Here is a 20,471-nt window from a genome sequence, read left to right as displayed (position 1 = left end):
ATAACGTTAGGACACGTCTTGTTACAGGTTAGAAGCTGTCGGCGTTTACATGCAAGGCGCAATGCAATGGCCTACAGCTCCCGTTCAGCGTCGTACCGGACGCTTCTGCAGTTTGCGCTGCAAGGTACGGCGGTGCATGCCCAGGGCACGGGCAGTGGCCGAGATATTGCCTTCATGCTCACCCAGCACGCGCTGGATATGCTCCCACTGCAAGCGGTCAACCGACATCGGGTTGTCCGGCACCAGTGTTTCAAGGTCAGCGTGCTGGGACAGCAAGGCAGCGAGCACATCATCGGCATCCGCCGGTTTGCACAGGTAGTTGCAGGCGCCGCGCTTGATCGCTTCGACAGCTGTGGCGATGCTCGAATAACCGGTGAGGATCACCACGCGCATTTCAGGGTCAAGTTCCAGCAGCTTGGGCAGCAGCACCAGACCTGAGTCACCGTCCATTTTCAGGTCCAGCGCCGCGTAATCGGGCAAGTCCTGCTGGGCCAGGATCAGCCCTTCTTCAGCGGAACCCGCGGTGCTGACGCGAAAACCGCGGCGACTCATGGCGCGCGCCATGACACGGGTAAAGGTGGCGTCGTCATCTACCAACAACAAATGCGGCAGCTCTTCGCCTTCGACCTGAATTTCTTCACTCATTTTCATTTCCTCGGGCGACACGTGGCAGGCGCAGCTCAGTGAGCGTTCCGCCATCCTCATGACTGTAGAGTTTTACCGAGCCGCCAGCGCGGGTCACGCTGGCTTTGCTCAAGAATAGGCCCAGACCGAAGCCTTTGCCCTTGGTAGTAAAAAAGGGTTTGCCGATTTGCTCGGCGATGGCCAACGGTACACCCGGACCGTGGTCACGGATACTGATGGTCAGATCAACTGCATCCCAGTCCACCGTCACTTCCAGCCCTTCAGGGCAGGCATCGGCGGCATTGTTGAGCAGATTGAGCAGCGCCTGGGTCAAGTCCGGCGGCGGCGCCAGACGCGGTACCGGGGCGTGGCCCAGGCACTGGAAGCGGTAAGTGGCTTCAGGGCGCATCAGGTGCCAGCGGTTCAGGGCTTCATCCAGCCACTGGGTGACGTCCTGCACTTCGATCGCCAGGCGGCGGTTGGCCTCGGCGGCGCGCACCAGTTGCTGCAGGGTCTCCTTGCACAGCTTGACCTGATCCTGCAGCACACTCAGGTCATCCTGCAATTGCGGATCCTGGTGATCGCGGCGCATTTCTTTAAGCAATACGCTCATGGTCGACAGCGGCGTGCCCAGTTCATGGGCAGCACCGGCAGCCTGAGTAGCCACGGCCAGCAATTGCTGGTCACGCAGGCCCTCTTCACGGCGCAGGGCGCGCAGTTCTTCCTGACGACGCAGCTCTTCACCCATCTTGGCCGCAAAAAACGTAATCACTGCCGCAGACAGGGCAAAACTCAGCCACATCCCGTAAATTTGCAGCTTTTCACGGAAGAACGGCACTGTGTCTATCGGGAACGACTGCGACAACAACAAGGTGTAAAGCGCCAGCGCAATGCCGGTCAACACCAGGGAATAGCGCCATGGCAGGGTTACCGCGGCGATGGTCAGCGGCACCAGATAATACGAGACGAACGGGTTGGCCGAACCACCGGAGAAGTACAGCAAGGCGCTGTGGATAAACAGGTCGCAGGCCAGTTGCAGGGCATATTCCAGTTCGGTCACCGGCCATGTGGTGCGCAACCGGATCGCGGTAAACGCGCACAACAGCATGGAAAAGCCAAGGGTGATGCTCAACTGAAACCAGGGCAACGGCAACAGGTCAAACAGATAGGCAAAGCCCACTGAGCCTGCTTGCGCAGCCAGCACCAACATGCGGATAAACGTAAGACGCCAGAGGTTCTGGCGAGTTGCGGACAGTAACTGAACGGGGGCGAGCATGAGCTCTCCTGATGAGCGCTCCAGGCGGATCACCGGGAGTATAACCAAGCAGGCGGCCCCACAGGCAGAAGTGCGGCAAACAGCCACAGTGTATTTTGTGAAAGAGCGGCTACCAGCCCTCCAAGGGCTCATGCCTTGTGGGAGCCCGATCAAATGTAGTGAAAATGTAACTGGGCGAACTGATGGCCACTAACTACAGTCTTATAGGTCTTGCTGTCCTCATTCAAGGAGCTTCCATGTCCAATTTCCAACGCACCGCTGCCCTTTTGACCCTGAGCATCGGCGCGCTTGCCAGCCTGCCCGCACTGGCAGACGACATTCATTACAATCAGATCTCCCTGCGCGCCGAAGCCAGCCAGCAGGTGCCCCGGGATCTGATGATCGTGACGCTCTATACCGAAGCGCAAAACACTGACGCAGCCAAGCTGGCCGCCGAAATCACCACGACGATGAACAAGGCCCTTGGTCAGGCCAAGTCCGTCAAGGAAGTGACCTTGCGCCAGGGTAATCGCAACAGCTACCCGATTTACGACAACAAAACCCAGAAGATCACCGGCTGGCGTGAACGCGCTGAACTGCGCCTGGAAAGCACCGACTTCGCCGCGCTGTCCAAGCTCACCGGCGACCTGATGCAAACCCTGAAAATGGACAGCATGCAGTTCACCGTCGCCAATGCCACCCGCAAGGCTAGCGAAGACGCGCTGCTCAAAGATGCCGTCAACGCTTTCAAAGCCCGTGCCCAACTGGCCACCGACGCCTTGGGCGGCAAGGGTTACAAAATCGTAAACCTGAACCTCAACAACAACGGTTACCCGCAACCCTACATGCGCAGTGCGATGATGATGAAAGCCGCCGCACCCGCGATGGACTCGGCACCGACGCCAGAAGTCGAAGCCGGCACCAGCGAAGTCAGCATGAGCGCCGACGGTGTGATTGAAGTACAAATGCAATAAACATCGACACATTCTGCAAACCCCTGAAACAAACCTGTTTCAGGGGTTTTTTTATGCCTACAGGAAATATCCTACGGATCGTCCTAATATTAAAAGGCTATCTCTTACATGCGTTGTCAGCGGCGACCTACATACTTCTAAGGCAAGAGTCTAGATAAGTAACAGCACTGTCCTAAAACAGTGCAGAAAGCTGCCCCAAGACTCCAAAACACGTAAGCAAATGAGTCAAAAAGCGTGACGCAAACGATCAAATGCGAGAAAAGTTACATAAAAGCGACATTCCTGTACGATCGTTCCACGTTTTCAAACTACATCCGCTTACACATATTGCATTGGGTATGGGCTGTGCATAAGTATCGCCGGGTCGACTCACAAGGTCGCCCTCAAACCAAAAATGACAAAAATCATGAGGCCACCATGTTCAAACACGCGGTCATTCCGTTTTTAGTAGGCGCCAGCCTGCTGGCAAGTGCACCTTTCGCCCACGCGGCTTCCAACCTGGTGTTTTGCTCTGAAGGCAGCCCGGCTGGTTTTGACCCGGGTCAGTACACCACCGGTACTGACTTTGACGCGTCGGCCGAAACCATCTTTAACCGTTTGAGCCAGTTCGAACGTGGCGGCACCGCCGTTGAGCCGGGCCTGGCCACCAGCTGGGATGTCTCGCCAGACAACCTGACGTGGACCTTCCACCTGCGTGATGGCGTCAAGTTCCACACCACGCCGTACTTCAAGCCAACCCGCGAGTTCAACGCCGACGACGTGCTCTTTACGTTCAACCGCATGCTCGACAAGGACATGCCGTTCCGTAAGGCCTACCCCACTGAATTCCCTTATTTCACCGACATGGGCATGGATAAAAACATCGCCAAGGTGGAAAAGATCGATGACAAGACCGTCAGGTTCACCCTGAACACAGTGGATGCCGCGTTTATCCAGAACATGGCGATGCACTTTGCCTCCATCCAGTCCGCCGAGTACGCCGACAAGCTGCTCAAGGAAGGCAAGCCTGCCGATATCAACCAGAAACCGATCGGTACTGGCCCGTTTGTGTTCAAGAGTTACCAAAAAGACTCGAACATCCGCTACACCGGCAACAAGGACTACTGGAAGCCTGAAGACGTCAAGATCGACAACCTGATCTTCGCCATCACCACCGACCCGTCGGTGCGCGTGCAGAAGCTCAAGAAGAACGAGTGCCAGGTCACCCTCTTCCCGCGCCCGGCAGACCTCAAGGCCCTCGGTGAAGATCCAAACCTGAAGATGCCACACCAGGCAGGCTTCAACCTCGGTTACATCGCCTACAACGTGATGGACAAGATCAAGGGCAGCACCGAGCCAAACCCGATGTCCCAACTCAAGGTCCGTCAGGCCCTGGACATGTCGGTGAACAAGCAGCAAATCATCGACTCGGTGTATCAGGGTGCAGGCCAACTGGCCGTTGGCGCCATGCCGCCGACCCAATGGTCTTATGACACCAGCATCAAGGACGTACCTTTCGACCCGGAAAAAGCCAAGGCACTGCTCAAGGAAGCTGGCGTCAAGCCAGGCACCGAGATTGTGCTGTGGGCCATGCCGGTACAACGCCCGTACAACCCCAATGCCAGGCTGATGGCGGAAATGCTGCAGTCTGACTGGAGCAAAATCGGCATCAAGGCCAAGATCATGAGCTACGAATGGGGCGAGTACATCAAACGCTCCAAAGGCGGTGAAAACGGCGCGATGCTGATCGGCTGGAGCGGCGACAACGGTGACCCGGACAACTGGCTCGGCACCCTGTTTGGCTGCGACTCGCTGGAAGGCAACAACTTCTCCAAGTGGTGCGACCCCGAGTTCGACAAGCTGGTAAAAGCCGCGAAAGCCACCACCGATATTGCCGAGCGCACAAAACTGTACCAACAGGCGCAGCAACGACTCAAAAGCCAGGTTCCGATGACACCTATCGCACACTCGACGGTGTATCAACCCATGCGCAAAAACGTCGAGGACTTCAAGATCAGCCCGTTCGGCTTGAACTCCTTCTACGGGGTGAGCATCAGCAAGTAAAAAGGACCGGTGAATGCGGCTACAAGGTCGCATTCACTTATCTACCAGGACGGTGGAAGTCACCTACAGCCTATAGCTACTTCTGACTACATCAGGAGCTATTGGACACCGGGGCAATTCCTACAAGATTGTCAGACCCGATGCATTTACTGCTGCGCGTCGACGTCCTAACGTCGAAGTACAGCCAGTCTATTGCGCTGGTTGCGGTACTGCAGCTGATGAAATCGACGCCCTGAAGCGTACGCCTTTGATCAAGGCGCGCTCGGGACTCAAAAACAACAAGAAGGATAGGGATCGCCATGCGCAACCCTCTGGTTTTATCTGTACTCATCAGCACCGGTGTACTGGCCGGCAGCCCGTTCGCCAGTGCCGCCAACAGCCTGGTATTTTGCTCCGAAGGCAGCCCGGCCGGTTTTGATACCGCGCAATACACAACCGCTACCGACAACGATGCGGCCGAACCGATCTACAACCGCCTCGCTGAATTTGAAAAAGGCGGCACCGCAGCTGGACCGGCCCTGGCCACAAGCTGGGATATTTCCGAGGACGGCCTGACCTACACTTTCCATCTGCGCGACGGGGTCAAGTTCCACACCACCAAATGGTTTACCCCGACCCGAAATTTCAACGCCGATGACGTGCTCTTCACCTTCAACCGCATGCTCAACCCCGAGCATCCGTTCCGTAAGGCCTACCCGACCGAGTTCCCGTACTTCACCGGGATGAGCCTGGACAAGAACATCGCCAGCGTCGAAAAAACAGACCCCATGACCGTGGTCATGAAGCTCAACTCGGTAGACGCCGCCTTTATCCAGAACCTGGCCATGAGCTTCGCCGCGATCCTGTCGGCCGAGTACGCCGACCAGTTGCTCAAGTCCGGCAAACCCAGCGATATCAACCAGAAGCCCGTTGGCACCGGCCCGTACGTATTCCAGCGTTATCAAAAAGACTCCAACATCCGCTACGCCGCCAACAAGGACTACTGGGACCCAAGCCAGGTCAAACTGGCCAACCTGATCTTCTCCATCAGTGTCGACGCCTCGGCGCGCATGCAGAAGCTGCGCAAAAACGAGTGCCAGGTATCGCTCAACCCGCGCCCTGCGGATGTCGCGGGCCTTAAAGCCGACCCGAAAATACAGGTTATAGAAAAGCCCGGCTTCAACCTCGGGTACATCGCCTATAACGTGCAGCACAAGCCGTTTGACCAACTGCAGGTGCGTCAGGCGCTGGATATGGCCGTCAACAAGGACGAAATCCTCAAGGCGGTGTACCAGGGCGCAGGCCAGAAAGCGGTCAACGCCATGCCGCCAACGCAATGGTCCTACGACGAAACCATCACTGACGCTCCCTACAACCCGGAAAAAGCCAAAGAGTTGCTCAAGGCCGCGGGCGTCAAGGAAGGCACTGAAATCACCCTGTGGGCCATGCCCGTGCAGCGTCCATACAACCCGAACGCCAAGCTGATGGCCGAAATGCTCCAGTCGGACTGGGCCAAGATCGGCCTCAAGGTCAAGATCGTCAGCTATGAATGGGGCGAGTACATCAAGCGCACCAAAAATGGTGAGCACGACATCAGCCTGATTGGCTGGACCGGTGACAACGGTGACCCGGACAACTGGCTTGGCACCCTGTACAGCTGCGACGCAATTGGCGGCAACAACTACTCCATGTGGTGCAACAAGGAGTACGACAGCCTGGTCAAGAACGCCAAGGTCGTCACCGACCGTGACCAGCGCACGGTGCTCTACAAACAGGCCCAGCAGTTGCTCAAGCAACAGGTGCCGATCACCCCGATCGCGCACTCCACGGTCAACCAGCCTTTAAGCGCCAAGGTCGAGGGATTCAAGGTCAGCCCCTTCGGGCGCAACGCCTTCTCGGGCGTAAGCCTCAAGGACTAACCCCCTGCCTCCCTGTGGGAGCGAGCAGGCTCGCTCCCACAATAGGGCTCACAAACCACACTGCTGTAGCAGCAGGCCAATTATTCAGTAGCCCGCTGAAACTTCGCCAATCGTTTGGCTGGCAAACGTTTGCAATGCTTTAAATCGTTTCACAACAGCCGAGTCAGCACAAAAAAAGACCGGCAATAAAAATAGAAACCAAAGGAGCCTCAACCATGAAACTCACTAGCAGCGCGTTGTTAGCCTTGTCCATCAGCAGCCTCACCGCGATGGCCAATGCCGATGAATTTGTACCTACTGAAGCAAAGACCAGCAGTGCCCAAAGCGAAACCAAGGGCTTCCTCGAAGACCAGACCCTGGGCGGCACGACCCGTAACTGGTACGCCAACGAACTGCGTCGTCGCGATGATCGCTTCACCTACAACGACCACGGTACCCGCGAAACGACCCCACGCCGGATCAACTGGGTGCAGGGCACCATCCTCGATTACAAATCAGGGTTCACTGAAGGCACTGTCGGTTTCAGCACCCAGGTCGCGGCCTACAATGCCGTTGCCCTGAACCGTGACGAGAAGGAAATTGCCGGCCCCAACAACCGCACCCTGACCCACAGTGACGGCGATGCCGTTGGCCAGTGGAGCAAACTGGGCCTGGCCAACCTCAGCGCACGTATCTCCAACACCACGCTGACCGTGGGTCGACAGAACTTCAGCAGCCCGACCATCGACGTGATCGGTAACCGCGCACTGCCTTCGAGCTTTCAAGGGGTGGGCCTGCACAGCGAAGAATTCAACAACCTGTCCTTCGATGCCGGCTCCTTTGACCGCGTATCCCCGCGTACCGAACAGAGCCTGAGCAAGTTTCGCAGCGAATACAGCGCCACCGGGGTTGAGACCGACCGCGCCAGCGTTGCCGGCCTGAACTACCAGCCGTTCAAAAGCCTGACCACCACGCTGTATGCAACCCACGTCGAAGATTTCTGGAACCAGTACTACTTCGGTGCCGTACACAACCTTGGCGACAACGCCACGCTCGGCCTGAACACCAACTTCAACTACTACAAGACCCTGGACACCGGCAGCAAGGCCATGGGCAATATCAACAACGATACTTACAGCCTGGCTTTCGGCCTGACCCATCAGGCCCACACCCTGACGCTGTCGTATCAACAGGTGAGTGGCGACGAGTACTTCGACTACCTGCACGAAACCAACGGCATTTACCTGGCCAACTCCCTGCTCTCGGACTTCAACGGCCCGAACGAGAAGTCGCTGCAACTGGCCTACAGCATCAATATGGCGCAGTACGGTATTCCGGGCCTGAAGTTCAACGCCTACCACGCTCGCGGCTGGGACATTGACGGTACCAACTACAAGGGCACCGCCTACGACGTGAAGAACATGGACGGCGAAACCCATTACGAGTACAGCGTTGGCACATCTTATGCAATCCAGAGTGGCCCGCTGAAAGCCACCGCGATTCGTGCCACCTACACCACGCACCGCGCCAGCAAGAACCAGTCGGACGGCAACATCAATGAGTTCCGCCTGGTGACCACCATTCCGTTCAACATTTTGTAAACACCCCCGCTGCAAACCAATGTCTACGGCTGATTCGTCGAATCAGCCGTAGACATTACGCTGGCTCACCCAATTGGAGAGGGTTGCTTTGAAAAGACTTCCACTACGCACTGCCCTGGCAGTAGCACTGCTCAGCACCGCTGTGAGTGTCAGCGCCAAAAACCTGGTGGTCTGCACTGAAGCCAGCCCTGAAGGGTTCGACATTGTCCAATTCACAACCGCGGTAACGGCCGATGCGTCGGCTGAAACCATCCTCAACCGCCTGGTCGACTTTGCCCCCGGCAGCACCGATATCGAACCCGCCCTGGCCGAACGCTGGGACATCAGCCCTGACGGGCTTGAATACACTTTTTACCTGCGCCCCGGCGTAAAGTTTCACACCACCGATTATTTCCAACCGACCCGAACCCTGAACGCCGACGATGTGGTCTGGAGTTTTCAGCGCCAGCTGGACCCGAATCACCCGTGGCACAAACTGTCGTTGGTCGGTTACCCCTACTTTGAAAGCATGGGCTTCAAAGACCTGCTCAAAAGCGTCGAAAAAGTTGACGACCTGACCGTAAAAATCACCCTTAATCACGCTGAATCGCCGTTTCTGCGTGATATCGCCATGCCCTTCAACTCCATCTATTCCGCCGAATACGCCGACCAGTTGCTCAAGTCCGGCAAAACCAATGACCTCAACAACAAACCGATCGGCACCGGCCCGTTTATCTTTGTGCGTTACAACAAGGATGCCCAGGTGCGCTTCAAGGCCAACCCGGACTACTTCCGCGGCAAGCCACCCAGCGACAACCTGATTTTTGCCGTGACCACCGACAGCAACGTGCGCCTGCAAAAGCTCAAGGCCAACGAATGCCAGATCGCGCTGTACCCCAAGCCAGATGACGTCAAAAACATCCGCAAAGACCCCAACCTCAAGGTTGATGAACTGGCGGCCCTGATGACCAGCTACATCGCCATGAACACCAGCCACAAATACCTGAGCGATGTACGGGTGCGCAAAGCCATCGACATGGCCTTCGACAAGCAGACCTACCTCAATACCGTACACGGTGAAGGCAATGCCCTGATTGCGGTCAACCCGTACCCGCCCACCATGCTGGGCTACAACACAAGCATTCAAAGCCCGCCCCGTGACCTGGACAAGGCCCGGGCGCTGCTCAAGGAAGCCGGTGTGCCAGAAGGCACGGTGCTGACTTTCTTCACCCGCAACGGCGGCGGCCCGACCAACCCCAACCCGATGCTGGGGGCACAATTGCTGCAGTCCGACCTGCAGAAGATCGGCCTCAAAGTGGATATCCGGGTCATGGAATGGGGCGAAATGCTCAAGCGCGCCAAAAGTGGCGAGCATGATCTGGTCTCTACCGGCTGGGGCGGTGACAACGGCGACCCGGACAACTTCCTGACTCCGCTACTCAGCTGCGAAGCAGCGAAGAACGGCGAAAACTATGCCCGCTGGTGCAATAAGGACTTCGAAGCCCTGATTACCAAGGCCCGCGGCATCACTGAACCCTCGCAACGGGCTGAACTCTATCAACAGGCACAGCTGATTTTTAATCAGGATCAACCATGGATCAACGTAACCCATCCTATGCTGTTTACAGCGATGCGCAAAAATGTTGAGGGCTATACCCTTAGCCCCCTGACCAACAACAACTTCGCCACAACCCAGGTGAAGTAGAACAATAAGAACCCGCCGGGGTTTACCTGAACCCCGGCGGACCTGCCTAACCGGCTGATAAGGAACACCACACGATGTTTAGTTTTATTGCCCGCCGAGTGGGGTTGTTGATACCCACCTTCTTTGGCATCACCTTGCTCACCTTCGCCCTGATTCGCATGATTCCGGGCGACCCGGTTGAAGTCATGATGGGTGAACGCCGGGTAGACCCGGAAATGCACGCACAGGCAATGGAACGCCTGGGTCTGAACAAGCCCCTTCATGAGCAGTACATCGACTATGTCACCAAGCTCGCCCACGGCGACCTGGGCGAGTCATTACGCACCCGTGAAAGCGTGTGGAACGAGTTTTCCGCGCTGTTTCCCGCCACCCTCGAACTGGCCACCGCTGCGCTGATTTTCGCCGGTATCCTCGGGCTGCTGGCCGGGGTCATCGCGGCACTCAAGCGCGGCTCATTATTTGACCACGGGGTGATGGGCATCTCCCTTGCCGGGTATTCGATGCCGATCTTCTGGTGGGGCCTGATCCTGATCATGTTCTTTTCCGTGGGCCTGGGCTGGACCCCGGTTTCCGGGCGTATCGACCTGTTGTATGACATTGAGCCGAAAACCGGCTTCATGCTCATCGACACCCTGCTCAGCGACCAGCCCGAAGCCTTCTGGGATGCGCTGCACCATATGATCCTGCCCGCCATTGTGCTGGGCACCATTCCGCTGGCCGTGATCGCGCGGATGACTCGTTCATCCATGCTCGAAGTGCTGCGCGAAGACTATATCCGTACCGCCCGCGCCAAAGGCCTGTCGCCCGCCCGCGTAGTGTTTGTGCACGGCCTGCGCAACGCCCTGATCCCGGTACTGACCGTGGTCGGCCTGCAAGTCGGCACCCTGCTGGCCGGTGCCGTACTGACCGAAACCATCTTCTCGTGGCCCGGTATCGGCAAATGGCTGATCGAAGCCATCGGCGCCAGGGATTATCCCGTGGTGCAAAACGGCATCCTGCTAATCGCCTGCCTGGTGATTCTGGTCAACTTCGTAGTGGACATCCTCTACGGCTTTGCCAACCCACGCATCCGTCACCAGCGCTGAGATCCTGACCATGAGCACCTCACCAAGCACCACCGAAGTGGATCAAAGCCTGCTTTATCCATCGCCGTACAAAGAATTCTGGCACGCTTTCTCCCGCAACAAGGGCGCCGTTGCCGGCCTGATTTTCATGAGCATCATCGTGTTCTGCGCGATCTTTGCCCCGTGGGTCGCGCCCCATAGCCCGAGCGAGCAATACCGCGACTTCCTGCTGACCCCGCCGGTGTGGCTGGAAGGCGGCCAATGGCAGTTCCTGCTCGGTACTGACGAACTGGGCCGCGACCTGCTCTCGCGCCTGATCGAAGGCTCGCGCCTGTCACTGCTGATCGGTTTGTCGTCCGTGGTCATTTCGCTGATCCCGGGCGTGATCCTCGGCCTGTTTGCCGGGTTTTTCCCGCGCATCCTTGGCCCGGGCATCATGCGTCTGATGGACATCATGCTGGCCCTGCCGTCCCTGCTGCTGGCCGTGGCGATTGTCGCCATCCTCGGCCCTGGCCTGATCAACACCGTGATCGCCATTGCCGTCGTGTCACTGCCGTCCTATGTACGTCTGACCCGTGCTGCGGTGATGGGCGAACTGAACCGCGACTACGTCACCGCTGCCCGCCTGGCCGGTGCCAGCCTGCCGCGCCTGATGTTTATCACCGTGCTGCCCAACTGCATGGCACCGCTGATCGTTCAGGCCACCTTGAGTTTCTCCTCGGCGATTCTCGATGCTGCTGCCCTGGGCTTCCTGGGCCTTGGCGTCCAGCCGCCTACCCCGGAGTGGGGCACCATGCTGGCCTCGGCCCGTGACTATATCGAACGTGCGTGGTGGGTCGTCAGCCTGCCCGGTTTGACCATTTTGCTCAGCGTGCTGGCAATCAACCTGATGGGCGACGGCTTGCGCGATGCGCTGGACCCGAAACTCAAGAACGCCGCCTGAGGAGATTCCCATGTCACTGTTAGAAATCAAGAATCTCAATGTCCGTTTTGGCGACGCCAAAGCCGTGCCGGTAGTCGACGGTTTGAGCCTGTCTGTGGATAAGGGCGAAGTCCTGGCCATTGTTGGCGAATCGGGCTCCGGCAAGTCCGTGACCATGATGGCGCTGATGGGCCTGATCGAGCACCCCGGCATCGTCACCGCCGATGCACTGACCTTCGACGGCAAAAACATGCTGACCCTCAGCCCGCGTCAACGTCGGCAAGTGGTCGGCAAAGACATGGCCATGGTCTTCCAGGACCCGATGACGGCTCTGAACCCCAGCTACACCGTGGGCTTTCAGATCGAAGAAGTGCTGCGCCTGCACCTGAAAATGTCCAGCAAGGCAGCACGCAAAAGGGCCATCGAACTGCTGGAAAAAGTCGAAATCCCGGGTGCCGCCAGCCGCATGGATGCCTACCCGCACCAACTGTCGGGCGGCATGAGCCAGCGCGTGGCCATTGCCATGGCCATTGCTGGCGAGCCTAAATTACTGATCGCCGACGAACCGACCACCGCCCTGGACGTGACCATTCAGGCCCAGATCATGGACCTGCTGCTCAGCCTGCAACGCGAGCAGAACATGGGCCTGGTACTGATCACCCACGACCTCGCCGTGGTGGCCGAAACGGCCCAGCGGGTCTGCGTGATGTATGCAGGCCAGGCCGTGGAAGTCGGCAATGTGCCCGGGCTGTTTGACGTCCCGGCGCACCCTTATAGCGAAGCGTTGCTGGCTGCGATTCCGGAGCACAGCATGGGAGCTGCGCGCCTGTCGACCCTGCCCGGCATCGTGCCGGGCCGCTACGACCGTCCGCAGGGCTGCCTGCTGTCGCCGCGCTGCCCGTACGTACAAGAACAATGCCGCCAACAACGTCCTGCGCTGGAGCAAAAAGCTCACAGCCAGGTGCGCTGCTTCTTCCCCTTGAATCAGGAGGTGGCGTAATGACTGTTGTTCTTACTGCCCGCGACCTAACCCGTCACTACGAAGTATCCCGCGGCCTGTTCAAAGGCCATGCACTGGTGCGCGCCCTCAATGGCGTATCGTTTGAACTTGAGGCCGGCAAAACCCTGGCCGTAGTGGGCGAATCCGGCTGTGGCAAATCCACCCTGGCCCGCGCCCTGACTTTGATCGAAGAGCCCTCCTCAGGCTCACTGAAAATCGCCGGGCAAGAAGTCGCCGGGGCCAACAAGGCTGAACGCAAGCAACTGCGCAAAGATGTGCAGATGGTGTTCCAGAGCCCTTATGCCTCGCTCAACCCGCGGCAGAAAGTCGGTGATCAACTGGCCGAGCCTTTGTTGATCAATACCAAACTGAACGCCAGCGAACGTCGCGAAAAAGTTCAGGCCATGATGAAACAGGTCGGCTTGCGCCCCGAGCATTACCAGCGCTACCCGCACATGTTCTCCGGTGGTCAGCGCCAGCGGATTGCCCTGGCCCGGGCCATGATGCTGCAACCCAAAGTGCTGGTGGCGGACGAACCGACCTCCGCCCTCGACGTGTCGATCCAGGCGCAGGTGCTCAACCTGTTTATGGATTTGCAGCAGGAGTTCAACACCGCCTACGTGTTTATCTCCCACAACCTCGCGGTAGTGCGCCATGTGGCCGACACGGTGCTGGTGATGTACCTGGGCCGCCCGGTCGAGATGGGGCCCAAGGAAGAGATCTACACTCGCCCGTTGCACCCATATACCCAGGCCTTGCTGTCGGCCACCCCGACCATCCACCCGGACCCGAAAAAACCGAAAATCAAGATCGTTGGCGAATTGCCCAACCCGCTGAATCCGCCATCAGGTTGCGCCTTCCATAAGCGCTGCCCGTATGCGACCGAACTGTGCAGCACCGATGAGCCGGCCTTGCGCCTGCTCGACAACCGCCAGGTTGCCTGCCATCACGCGGAGCAGTTCTTGCAGGTTTAAACGCTGACAATCTTGTGAGAGCGAGCCTGCTCGCGATTGAATCAACGCGGTCTGGCAGTTATACCGCGTTGCCTGCATCGCGAGCAGGCTCGCTCCCACAGCTCAAGAACTACTCCATGCTGTCGCCGTCATCCTCTTCACTCCCCTGCTCACCCTCATCGCCGCTGCCATCATCACCGCCATCGCCGTCCCCATCAGTCTGGTCATCATCCCCCGAACTGCCGCCCTGGCCCTGATCACCCGGCTCCGAGTCCGATTTATAGATGGCATGAATCGTCGGCCCCGGCACGCCAGTCGCCGAGACTCCTGCCCCGCTGCTGCTCAGCGGGTTACTCGCCCAGGCCGCCGAAGCACTGACCGTCAACAACACCAGCACCTTAAGCAGCAACACAATGCGTTGAAAAAAGCTCATGGTTAAATCCATCCTGTGCATGGGAAATACCCTTTAAACCTAGTTCGCCACATGCGGCTTTGCCAGCAACGCGCCGGTTGCGATATACCCATTCGGACTAATGCAGCCGCTCATGTTGATACTTTGTTATGGCTAAAGCCGAGGCTACGCAAATCCTGTAGTCGTTGACGAGCTGCGCGAGGCTACGTCCGGCTGCGAAGCAGGCGTAAAACCATTCAACCCCGGTGCTTCAGGTATAGCGCGTTTATCGCGGTTTACGACGACTTCGTCGCCGGACGTAGCCTCGCGCAGCTCGTCAACGACTACAGGGATTTTCTAATAATTCAGTCACCGTGAACGCAGCGAATGAGCTAAATAACATTTGATTAGCCTGCTTTAAAACCAGGTTTGCCGTTGGCGGCTCGCCACTCCTTAACTTCTTTAACAATCCCTTCTGGCCCGCCTTTCCCCTCCTCGGGGTAATACAAAAGATCCGAACCAGAGGGATGCTCGGCCAAATGCTTAAATTCTAAAACTGCGTCAATATGCTCTTCCTCTGTAACATATTCATTTTTATATACTTTCGTTACGAAACTTAAAAAATCAGCCTCTATCATTTCACTAATCAACTTACTCATTCTCTACTACCTTTATGGGTTTCGACATGACATTTGGGAGTAATAACACCAATATTATCAATGCCATATACCTCACCACCTTGGGATATGTACACTTTATGGTGAAGCTCAAATTTTATTCTTCGGCCTACCTGGTCTCGCTCTTTTGCGAGAGGTGCTTGACCTCTTTTCATGGAATCTAAAATCCCAAGATCAAATTGTCTAGCCAGCTCAGAATCACTCGCAACCGCCCTCCAAAACGCCTCCCGAAATGCCCTGAAATTTCTAAACTCCTTGCCCCGCAACTGGTCAGCAATCTGCGACGGAACCGCAGCCCCTTCACCCTGCGCCGCAGCGCCTAGCCAGATACCCGTCACTGGCTGACCCATCCCCTTTGCAACCCTTGCATCCTCGCGGGGATCTCGGAACATCACATATATCGGTGGCAAACCAGAGCCTGTCGGGAATACCGTGATAAGCAGATACAAATTTAATCAACAAATATCTCAGTCGCCGCGAGCGCGACGACGGGGCTAAAGAACATCGGATCAACCTGTTTTAAAACCAGGCTTGCCATTTGCGGCTCGCCACTCACTAACTTTTTTAGTGATTGCTTCGGGCGTGCATTCCGCATCCGACGAAGCATAATAGATGAGGTCTGTTCCTTCAGGATGCTCTGTCACATCTTCAAAATGTTTTAACAGAACATTAAGACATTTATCTGTACTAGCAACATTCTCTCTAAAAATCTCTTTCATAAATTCCAAGAATTCTGCTTCCGTATACTCTGAAAAACTACTTTTAAATCCCATAACTATTCCCCTTCTGAATATCTATATGACATTTAGGAGTCAGAACCATCATATTTTCAATATCATAAACACTCCCGTCTTTGGCGATTTCTTGGACATGATGAATTTCAAATGTGGATCTTTTGCCCACAGCATCATCTCGCCTAGCCAGATACCCGTCACTGGCTGACACATCACCGTTGCAACCCCCGCATCCTCTCGAGGATCTCGGAACATCACATATATCGGTGGCAAACCAGAGTCTGTCGGGAATACCGTGATAAGCAGATACAAATTTAAGCAACACATAGTTCAGTCGCCGTGAGCGCGACGACGGAGCTAAAGAACATAGGATCAACCTGCTTTAAAACCAGGTTTGCCGTTGGCAGCTCGCCACTCTTTTACCTCTTTCACAATTCCTTCAGGGCTATCCTCTCGGTCACCTTTTGGATAAAAAATCAGATCAGAACCCTCCGGGTGCTCTGTCAAGCGTTCGAACTCGATTACCATTTTCACGTCCTCATCCTCAGTACGTAGACTGCTATCGCACAGCGAAACTACGAAATCCAAAAATTCCCTTTCGGTGTAATCAGAGATTTGTTTTTTCATGGCCTCACTCCCCCCTTTTATGAATTTATTTATGGCGCTTTGGCGTAACGATAGTAATATTTTCGACGTCATAAACTGCGCCACCCTGCGAAACATAAACTTTATGATGAAGCTCAAACTTTGCAGTACTTCCGGCACGTTCAGAGATACTTACGTATGGTGCTTTACCATTAGTAATTGCTGAAAGATTTTGTCTTTTAAACTGTAGAGATAGCTCAGAATCACTCGCAACCGCCTTCCAAAACGCCTCCCGAAACGCCCTGAAATTTCTAAACTCCTTGCCCCGCAACTGGTCAGCAATCTGCGACGGAACAGCAGCCCCTTCACCCTGCGCCGCAGCGCCTAGCCAGATACCCGTCACTGGCTGACCCATCCCCGTTGCAACCCCCGCATCCTCTCGAGGATCTCGGAACATCACATAAATCGGAGGTAAACCAGAACCCGCCGGAAACACCGTAAGGGTCGTGAAGGCCCTGCGGCCCTTATCGCAGTCTTCGGCAGCGACTACAAATACGGCATAAGCGCGCTCACGAGGTGTGACAAATAAATATGAATTCCTAATCAATTAAAAACTCAGTCACCAATAATAACTTGATGACTGAGTTAAACAAGTATCACTCAAGCGGTTTTGAAGCCAGGCTTGCCGTTAGCAGCTCGCCACTCCTTAACTTCATTAACAATTCCTTCTGGACTATCCTCTCGACTTCCGTCCGGATAGTAAAGTAAATCAGAGCCACTTGGATGTTCCGTCAACCGCTTAAACTCCAAAACAGCCTCAACATGAGACTCTTCAGTGGGAAATACCACCTTGTTGTTGTTATATATATCACGTACAAACTCAAGAAAGCTTGCCTCCGTGTAATCAGATATGACTTTGCCCACTTTATTCACCTCCACGATGAATTTGAACATGTCGCCTTGGCGTGACTGCGACTAAATTATCAATATCATAGACGCCACCGCCTTCACTAACTAGATCTTTATGATGAATTTCAATTTTCACTCGCCCTCCTACTTGCTCCGACTCTTTAACATAAGGGGAATATCCATCTTTCATTACAGTCAAACTACCGGAGTTAAACTGTCTAGCCAGCTCAAAATCACTCGCAACCGCCCTCCAAAACGCCTCCCGAAATGCCCTGAAATTTCTAAACTCCTTGCCCCGCAACTGGTCAGCAATCTGCGACGGAACAGCAGCCCCTTCACCCTGCGCCGCAGCTCCAAGCCAGATACCCGTCACTGGCTGACCCATCCTCGTTGCAACCCCTGCATCCTCGCGGGAATCTCGGAACATCACATATATCGGTGGCAAACCAGAGTCTTTCGGGAATACCGTGATAAGCAGATACAAATTTAAGCAACAAATAACTCAGTCGCCGCGAGCGCGACGACGGAGCTAAAGAACATCGGATCAACCTGCTTTAAAACCAGGTTTGCCATTTGCAGCTCGCCACGCTTTAACTTTATCCATAATCGCTTCTGGGGTTGCTTCCTGATCGGACGATGCGTAATAAATCAGGTCAGAGCCTTCTGGGTGTTCAGTCAAAGCTTCAAATTCTAAAACAGCATCTACTTGTTCCTTTTCAATTGAAAACTCTGCATCGCAAATTCTCTTAAGGAACAACAAAAAATCCGACTCCGTGTAATCTTCCAATTTATTGGCACCCATATCACTCACCCTCCGCATGTATTTGATCATGTCGCTTTGGCGTTACTGCCCGAATATTGTCAATATCGAATACCAGGCCACCCACAGACACATAAGTAATATGATGAAGCTCATATTTAACTTTTCCTCCAACTCTATCTCCCTTACGAACAAACGGTGACCGGCCGCTTTTCATTTCAGAAATATTGTTCCTGACAAACTGTTTAGCCAGCCCAGAGTCATTCGCAACCGCCTTCCAAAACGCCTCCCAGAGAATGCAGCGACTGAGCCAAATAACATTTGATTAGCCTGCTTTAAAACCAGGTTTGCCGTTGGCAGCTCGCCATACCTTTACTTCTGCGACAATTGCTTCAGGACCACTTTTCCCAGGCTCAGGATAATACAGCAGGTCGGATCCTGCTGGATGCTCTGAAATATTCTCAAATTCTATAACTGCACGAGTATGTTCTTCCTCAGTGGGATATTCTGCAGCATAGATTTTTTTAACAAATGCGAGAAACTCCAATTCGGTCATTTGATTTAATGGGGTGCTCATTATTCCTGCCCTCGATGAATTTCAACGTGACGCTTAGGTGTCACCACACTAATGTTATCAGCGCTATAAACATCTCCGCCTTTAGATACATACTGTTTATGGTGTAACTCGTACTTTCTACGCCCCCCCATACGCTCAGTCTTTCTGGTAAAAGGCGAAAAGCCTTTTTTCATAGCTGCAAGCCTGCCTGGATCAAATTGTTCACCTAGCTCAAAATCACTCGCAACCGCCCTCCAAAACGCCTCCCGAAATGCCCTGAAATTTCTAAACTCCTTGCCTCGCAACTCGTCAGCAATCTGCGACGGAACAGCAGCCCCTTCACCCTGCGCCGCAGCCCCTAGTCAGATACCCGTCACTGGCTGACCCATCCCCGTTGCAACCCCCGCATCCTCTCGAGGATCTCGGAACATCACATAAATCGGAGGTAAACCAGAGCCCGCCGGAAACACCGTAATAAAGTCGTCAAAACCCGCTTCAGCAAGCCCTGGGAAAGTATCAATCCTGCCCACAACCGGCGTTACCGTTGCGCCAGTGTAGACCGCTGGCTCTGGCTGCTCCGCAGGCGAAGTGGTTGAGCTGTTCCCCGGATCGACGATAGGTGTCCAGGTCAACGTTCTTGCGGGCACGTCTCCAGTCGTGACGCTATAGACGTTCTGCACCGGGTTAAACGTAGCAGCCACTACCCTGACTTTAGACGGGACAATAACGCCATCCGTTTTGGCGACAAACACTTCCGACTGGCCATCGGCTGCTGTTTTCGAACTGATACGCACCGGCAGATCAACAGTGCCATTGGCGACAGCAATGGCCGATAGATCGTCCTTGAGTTCAGGTGCCAGATCCGAGAGCGGCGTACTAAATGCATAGCGCTCAGGCAGTTCGCCATTCGCCAGCTTGGGCGAATACACCAGCGCAGACACCCCAACCAAAAGCCCCGAAGCAGTGCCTGCCACCAGGCTGGTCAAGTTTGCAATCGCCGAGCGGATAGCCGCTTGCAGCGTCACTGTTGCCGCATCAATAACCGCGGCAGTGCCCGCTGAGGTTATAAACAGTGGGCCAACTGATGCAGGCCCCGGCGCACGGAACGTGTTGGCTATGCGCAGAGCTTCTGAAGCTGCACCCGCCCGCTCGGCAAGACCACCAAAAGCATTGGCGGTCGCTGTCAGATACCTGGCCGATTCAGTCTTGAGCAAGGCATCGTGATAACTCAGCCATTTGTGCCCTAACTGAGTATGGGTTTGCAAATAAACCAACTCGTTGAGTGCCGCCAGTTCCGGCTTGCTCAAGGGTGCCTTGATATCCGGGTTGTTCGCCGGGTAGGTGATTGTGATTCCACCCCTGTCGAGTGGAGGAGGCGCATATATCGGTTGGATTTCGGCGGTTTTTGACGCAGCCAGACGCTCAAGTGTCGTCTTGTAATGGGTCAATGCTTCAGAAGCACCCATGCCTTCCATAGCGCCCGCAGCAGCAACAAGTTCCGTGTAGAGAAACTCCGGCAGCTGCCGGGCGTGAATATCCCGTTCCCGGAGGATGATGGCTAACCGTTGCAGCTGTGCAAACTCATCGCCTGCCACCTGCGTTTGTTCGACTTGCATGGCCAGTTCTGGCAGTTTGCCCGCAAGAGCATCAATGGAAAGCGAAAGCACCTTAAGTTCCATGGCCGACGTGTAGACCTGATCAAACTGGTCGAATATCGCCTTAAGTGTAGAAGTTCAGACTTGATCTGACAGTTACCGGATTTTCGGTCATGACTGTCAGGTCAAATTCAGTTGATCATCTTGGCCTGCCAGATTTTCTTTCCATCCTCAAATGTCTCAGCCGGCGTCCGGCCACAACACATT

At 55.3% G+C, this 20,471-nt stretch carries 24 protein-coding genes and 1 pseudogene; 9 read left to right on the top strand and 16 right to left on the bottom strand.

Annotated elements, in window-relative coordinates:
• Positions 1 to 84: 84 nt before the first annotated feature.
• Both ACZRMH_RS16420 and ACZRMH_RS16415 read right to left on the bottom strand, forming a co-directional pair.
• Positions 85 to 645, bottom strand: a complete 561-nt coding sequence (locus ACZRMH_RS16420; RefSeq protein WP_019823883.1) for a response regulator transcription factor — start codon at positions 643 to 645, stop codon at positions 85 to 87.
• Complete coding sequence (locus ACZRMH_RS16415) at positions 638 to 1,900, bottom strand: ATP-binding protein (protein WP_464014310.1); 1,263 nt, start codon at positions 1,898 to 1,900, stop codon at positions 638 to 640. The genes ACZRMH_RS16420 and ACZRMH_RS16415 overlap by 8 nt, the downstream gene beginning before the upstream one ends.
• 236 nt (positions 1,901 to 2,136) lie before the next feature.
• On the opposite strand from ACZRMH_RS16415, the gene ACZRMH_RS16410 reads away from it, so the two are divergent.
• The 9 genes from ACZRMH_RS16410 (at position 2,137) to ACZRMH_RS16370 (ending at position 14,018) form a co-directional block, all read left to right on the top strand.
• Positions 2,137 to 2,853 (top strand): SIMPL domain-containing protein, encoded by a 717-nt coding sequence (locus tag ACZRMH_RS16410; protein WP_464014309.1) that lies wholly within the window; start codon positions 2,137 to 2,139, stop codon positions 2,851 to 2,853.
• Between the two features lie 417 nt (positions 2,854 to 3,270).
• The gene (locus ACZRMH_RS16405; RefSeq protein ID WP_464014308.1) at positions 3,271 to 4,896 is read left to right on the top strand and encodes an ABC transporter substrate-binding protein; all 1,626 of its coding nucleotides are present in this window, start codon (positions 3,271 to 3,273) and stop codon (positions 4,894 to 4,896) included.
• Positions 4,897 to 5,195: 299 nt separating this feature from the next.
• Positions 5,196 to 6,794: an ABC transporter substrate-binding protein gene (locus ACZRMH_RS16400; protein WP_464014307.1), complete on the top strand. Its 1,599-nt coding sequence runs from the start codon at positions 5,196 to 5,198 to the stop codon at positions 6,792 to 6,794.
• 215 nt (positions 6,795 to 7,009) lie between these two features.
• Complete coding sequence (locus ACZRMH_RS16395; protein ID WP_464014306.1) at positions 7,010 to 8,374, top strand: OprD family porin; 1,365 nt, start codon at positions 7,010 to 7,012, stop codon at positions 8,372 to 8,374.
• 88 nt (positions 8,375 to 8,462) lie between these two features.
• A complete protein-coding gene (locus ACZRMH_RS16390; protein ID WP_464014305.1) occupies positions 8,463 to 10,058 on the top strand; it encodes an ABC transporter substrate-binding protein in 1,596 nt (531 codons plus the stop codon).
• 74 nt (positions 10,059 to 10,132) lie between these two features.
• Positions 10,133 to 11,143, top strand: a complete 1,011-nt coding sequence (locus ACZRMH_RS16385) for an ABC transporter permease subunit (protein ID WP_464014304.1) — start codon at positions 10,133 to 10,135, stop codon at positions 11,141 to 11,143.
• Positions 11,144 to 11,153: 10 nt separating this feature from the next.
• Positions 11,154 to 12,065 (top strand): ABC transporter permease subunit, encoded by a 912-nt coding sequence (locus ACZRMH_RS16380; protein ID WP_464014303.1) that lies wholly within the window; start codon positions 11,154 to 11,156, stop codon positions 12,063 to 12,065.
• Positions 12,066 to 12,075: 10 nt separating this feature from the next.
• Entirely contained in the window at positions 12,076 to 13,044 is a 969-nt protein-coding gene (locus tag ACZRMH_RS16375) for an ABC transporter ATP-binding protein (protein ID WP_464014302.1), read from the top strand.
• On the top strand, positions 13,044 to 14,018 hold the full coding sequence (locus tag ACZRMH_RS16370) for a peptide ABC transporter ATP-binding protein (RefSeq protein ID WP_464014301.1): 975 nt from the start codon (positions 13,044 to 13,046) through the stop codon (positions 14,016 to 14,018). Before ACZRMH_RS16375 ends, ACZRMH_RS16370 begins: the two co-directional genes overlap by 1 nt.
• Before the next feature lie 109 nt (positions 14,019 to 14,127).
• Here the strand turns inward: ACZRMH_RS16370 and ACZRMH_RS16365 are convergent, their stop codons facing one another.
• The 14 genes and pseudogenes from ACZRMH_RS16365 to ACZRMH_RS16300 all read right to left on the bottom strand — a co-directional run bounded on the left by ACZRMH_RS16365 (position 14,128) and on the right by ACZRMH_RS16300 (position 20,288).
• Positions 14,128 to 14,430 (bottom strand): hypothetical protein, encoded by a 303-nt coding sequence (locus ACZRMH_RS16365; RefSeq protein ID WP_464014300.1) that lies wholly within the window; start codon positions 14,428 to 14,430, stop codon positions 14,128 to 14,130.
• Between the two features lie 365 nt (positions 14,431 to 14,795).
• Positions 14,796 to 15,047, bottom strand: a complete 252-nt coding sequence (locus tag ACZRMH_RS16360) for a bacteriocin immunity protein (RefSeq protein ID WP_464014299.1) — start codon at positions 15,045 to 15,047, stop codon at positions 14,796 to 14,798.
• Positions 15,044 to 15,514 (bottom strand): HNH endonuclease signature motif containing protein, encoded by a 471-nt coding sequence (locus tag ACZRMH_RS16355; protein WP_464014298.1) that lies wholly within the window; start codon positions 15,512 to 15,514, stop codon positions 15,044 to 15,046. The genes ACZRMH_RS16360 and ACZRMH_RS16355 overlap by 4 nt, the downstream gene beginning before the upstream one ends.
• Before the next feature lie 60 nt (positions 15,515 to 15,574).
• Positions 15,575 to 15,838: a bacteriocin immunity protein gene (locus tag ACZRMH_RS16350; protein WP_464014297.1), complete on the bottom strand. Its 264-nt coding sequence runs from the start codon at positions 15,836 to 15,838 to the stop codon at positions 15,575 to 15,577.
• Positions 15,828 to 15,968, bottom strand: a complete 141-nt coding sequence (locus ACZRMH_RS16345; RefSeq protein ID WP_464014373.1) for an HNH endonuclease signature motif containing protein — start codon at positions 15,966 to 15,968, stop codon at positions 15,828 to 15,830. The genes ACZRMH_RS16350 and ACZRMH_RS16345 overlap by 11 nt, the downstream gene beginning before the upstream one ends.
• 203 nt (positions 15,969 to 16,171) lie before the next feature.
• Positions 16,172 to 16,426: a bacteriocin immunity protein gene (locus ACZRMH_RS16340; protein ID WP_464014296.1), complete on the bottom strand. Its 255-nt coding sequence runs from the start codon at positions 16,424 to 16,426 to the stop codon at positions 16,172 to 16,174.
• 25 nt (positions 16,427 to 16,451) lie between these two features.
• Positions 16,452 to 16,841, bottom strand: a complete 390-nt coding sequence (locus ACZRMH_RS16335; protein WP_464014372.1) for an HNH endonuclease signature motif containing protein — start codon at positions 16,839 to 16,841, stop codon at positions 16,452 to 16,454.
• A 203-nt stretch (positions 16,842 to 17,044) separates the two neighbouring features.
• On the bottom strand, positions 17,045 to 17,338 hold the full coding sequence (locus ACZRMH_RS16330) for a bacteriocin immunity protein (protein ID WP_464014295.1): 294 nt from the start codon (positions 17,336 to 17,338) through the stop codon (positions 17,045 to 17,047).
• On the bottom strand, positions 17,310 to 17,666 hold the full coding sequence (locus tag ACZRMH_RS16325; protein WP_464014294.1) for an HNH endonuclease signature motif containing protein: 357 nt from the start codon (positions 17,664 to 17,666) through the stop codon (positions 17,310 to 17,312). Before ACZRMH_RS16325 ends, ACZRMH_RS16330 begins: the two co-directional genes overlap by 29 nt.
• 171 nt (positions 17,667 to 17,837) lie before the next feature.
• Positions 17,838 to 18,095, bottom strand: coding sequence for a bacteriocin immunity protein (locus ACZRMH_RS16320; RefSeq protein ID WP_464014293.1), 258 nt, complete (start codon positions 18,093 to 18,095; stop codon positions 17,838 to 17,840).
• 1 nt (position 18,096) lies between these two features.
• On the bottom strand, positions 18,097 to 18,351 hold the full coding sequence (locus ACZRMH_RS16315; RefSeq protein ID WP_464014371.1) for an HNH endonuclease signature motif containing protein: 255 nt from the start codon (positions 18,349 to 18,351) through the stop codon (positions 18,097 to 18,099).
• A gap of 27 nt (positions 18,352 to 18,378) precedes the next feature.
• Positions 18,379 to 18,630: a bacteriocin immunity protein gene (locus ACZRMH_RS16310; protein ID WP_464014292.1), complete on the bottom strand. Its 252-nt coding sequence runs from the start codon at positions 18,628 to 18,630 to the stop codon at positions 18,379 to 18,381.
• Positions 18,630 to 18,956, bottom strand: a pseudogene (locus ACZRMH_RS16305) (S-type pyocin domain-containing protein); the annotation flags it as partial. The gene ACZRMH_RS16310 and the pseudogene ACZRMH_RS16305, both read right to left, overlap by 1 nt.
• Positions 18,957 to 18,971: 15 nt before the next feature.
• Positions 18,972 to 20,288, bottom strand: a complete 1,317-nt coding sequence (locus tag ACZRMH_RS16300; protein WP_464014291.1) for an S-type pyocin domain-containing protein — start codon at positions 20,286 to 20,288, stop codon at positions 18,972 to 18,974.
• Between the last annotated feature and the right edge of the window lie 183 nt (positions 20,289 to 20,471).

This window comes from Pseudomonas sp. B414 (assembly GCF_055408445.1).
The sequence above is the reverse complement of the archived record's forward strand: the minus strand, read 5'-3'. Positions and strand labels throughout refer to the sequence as shown.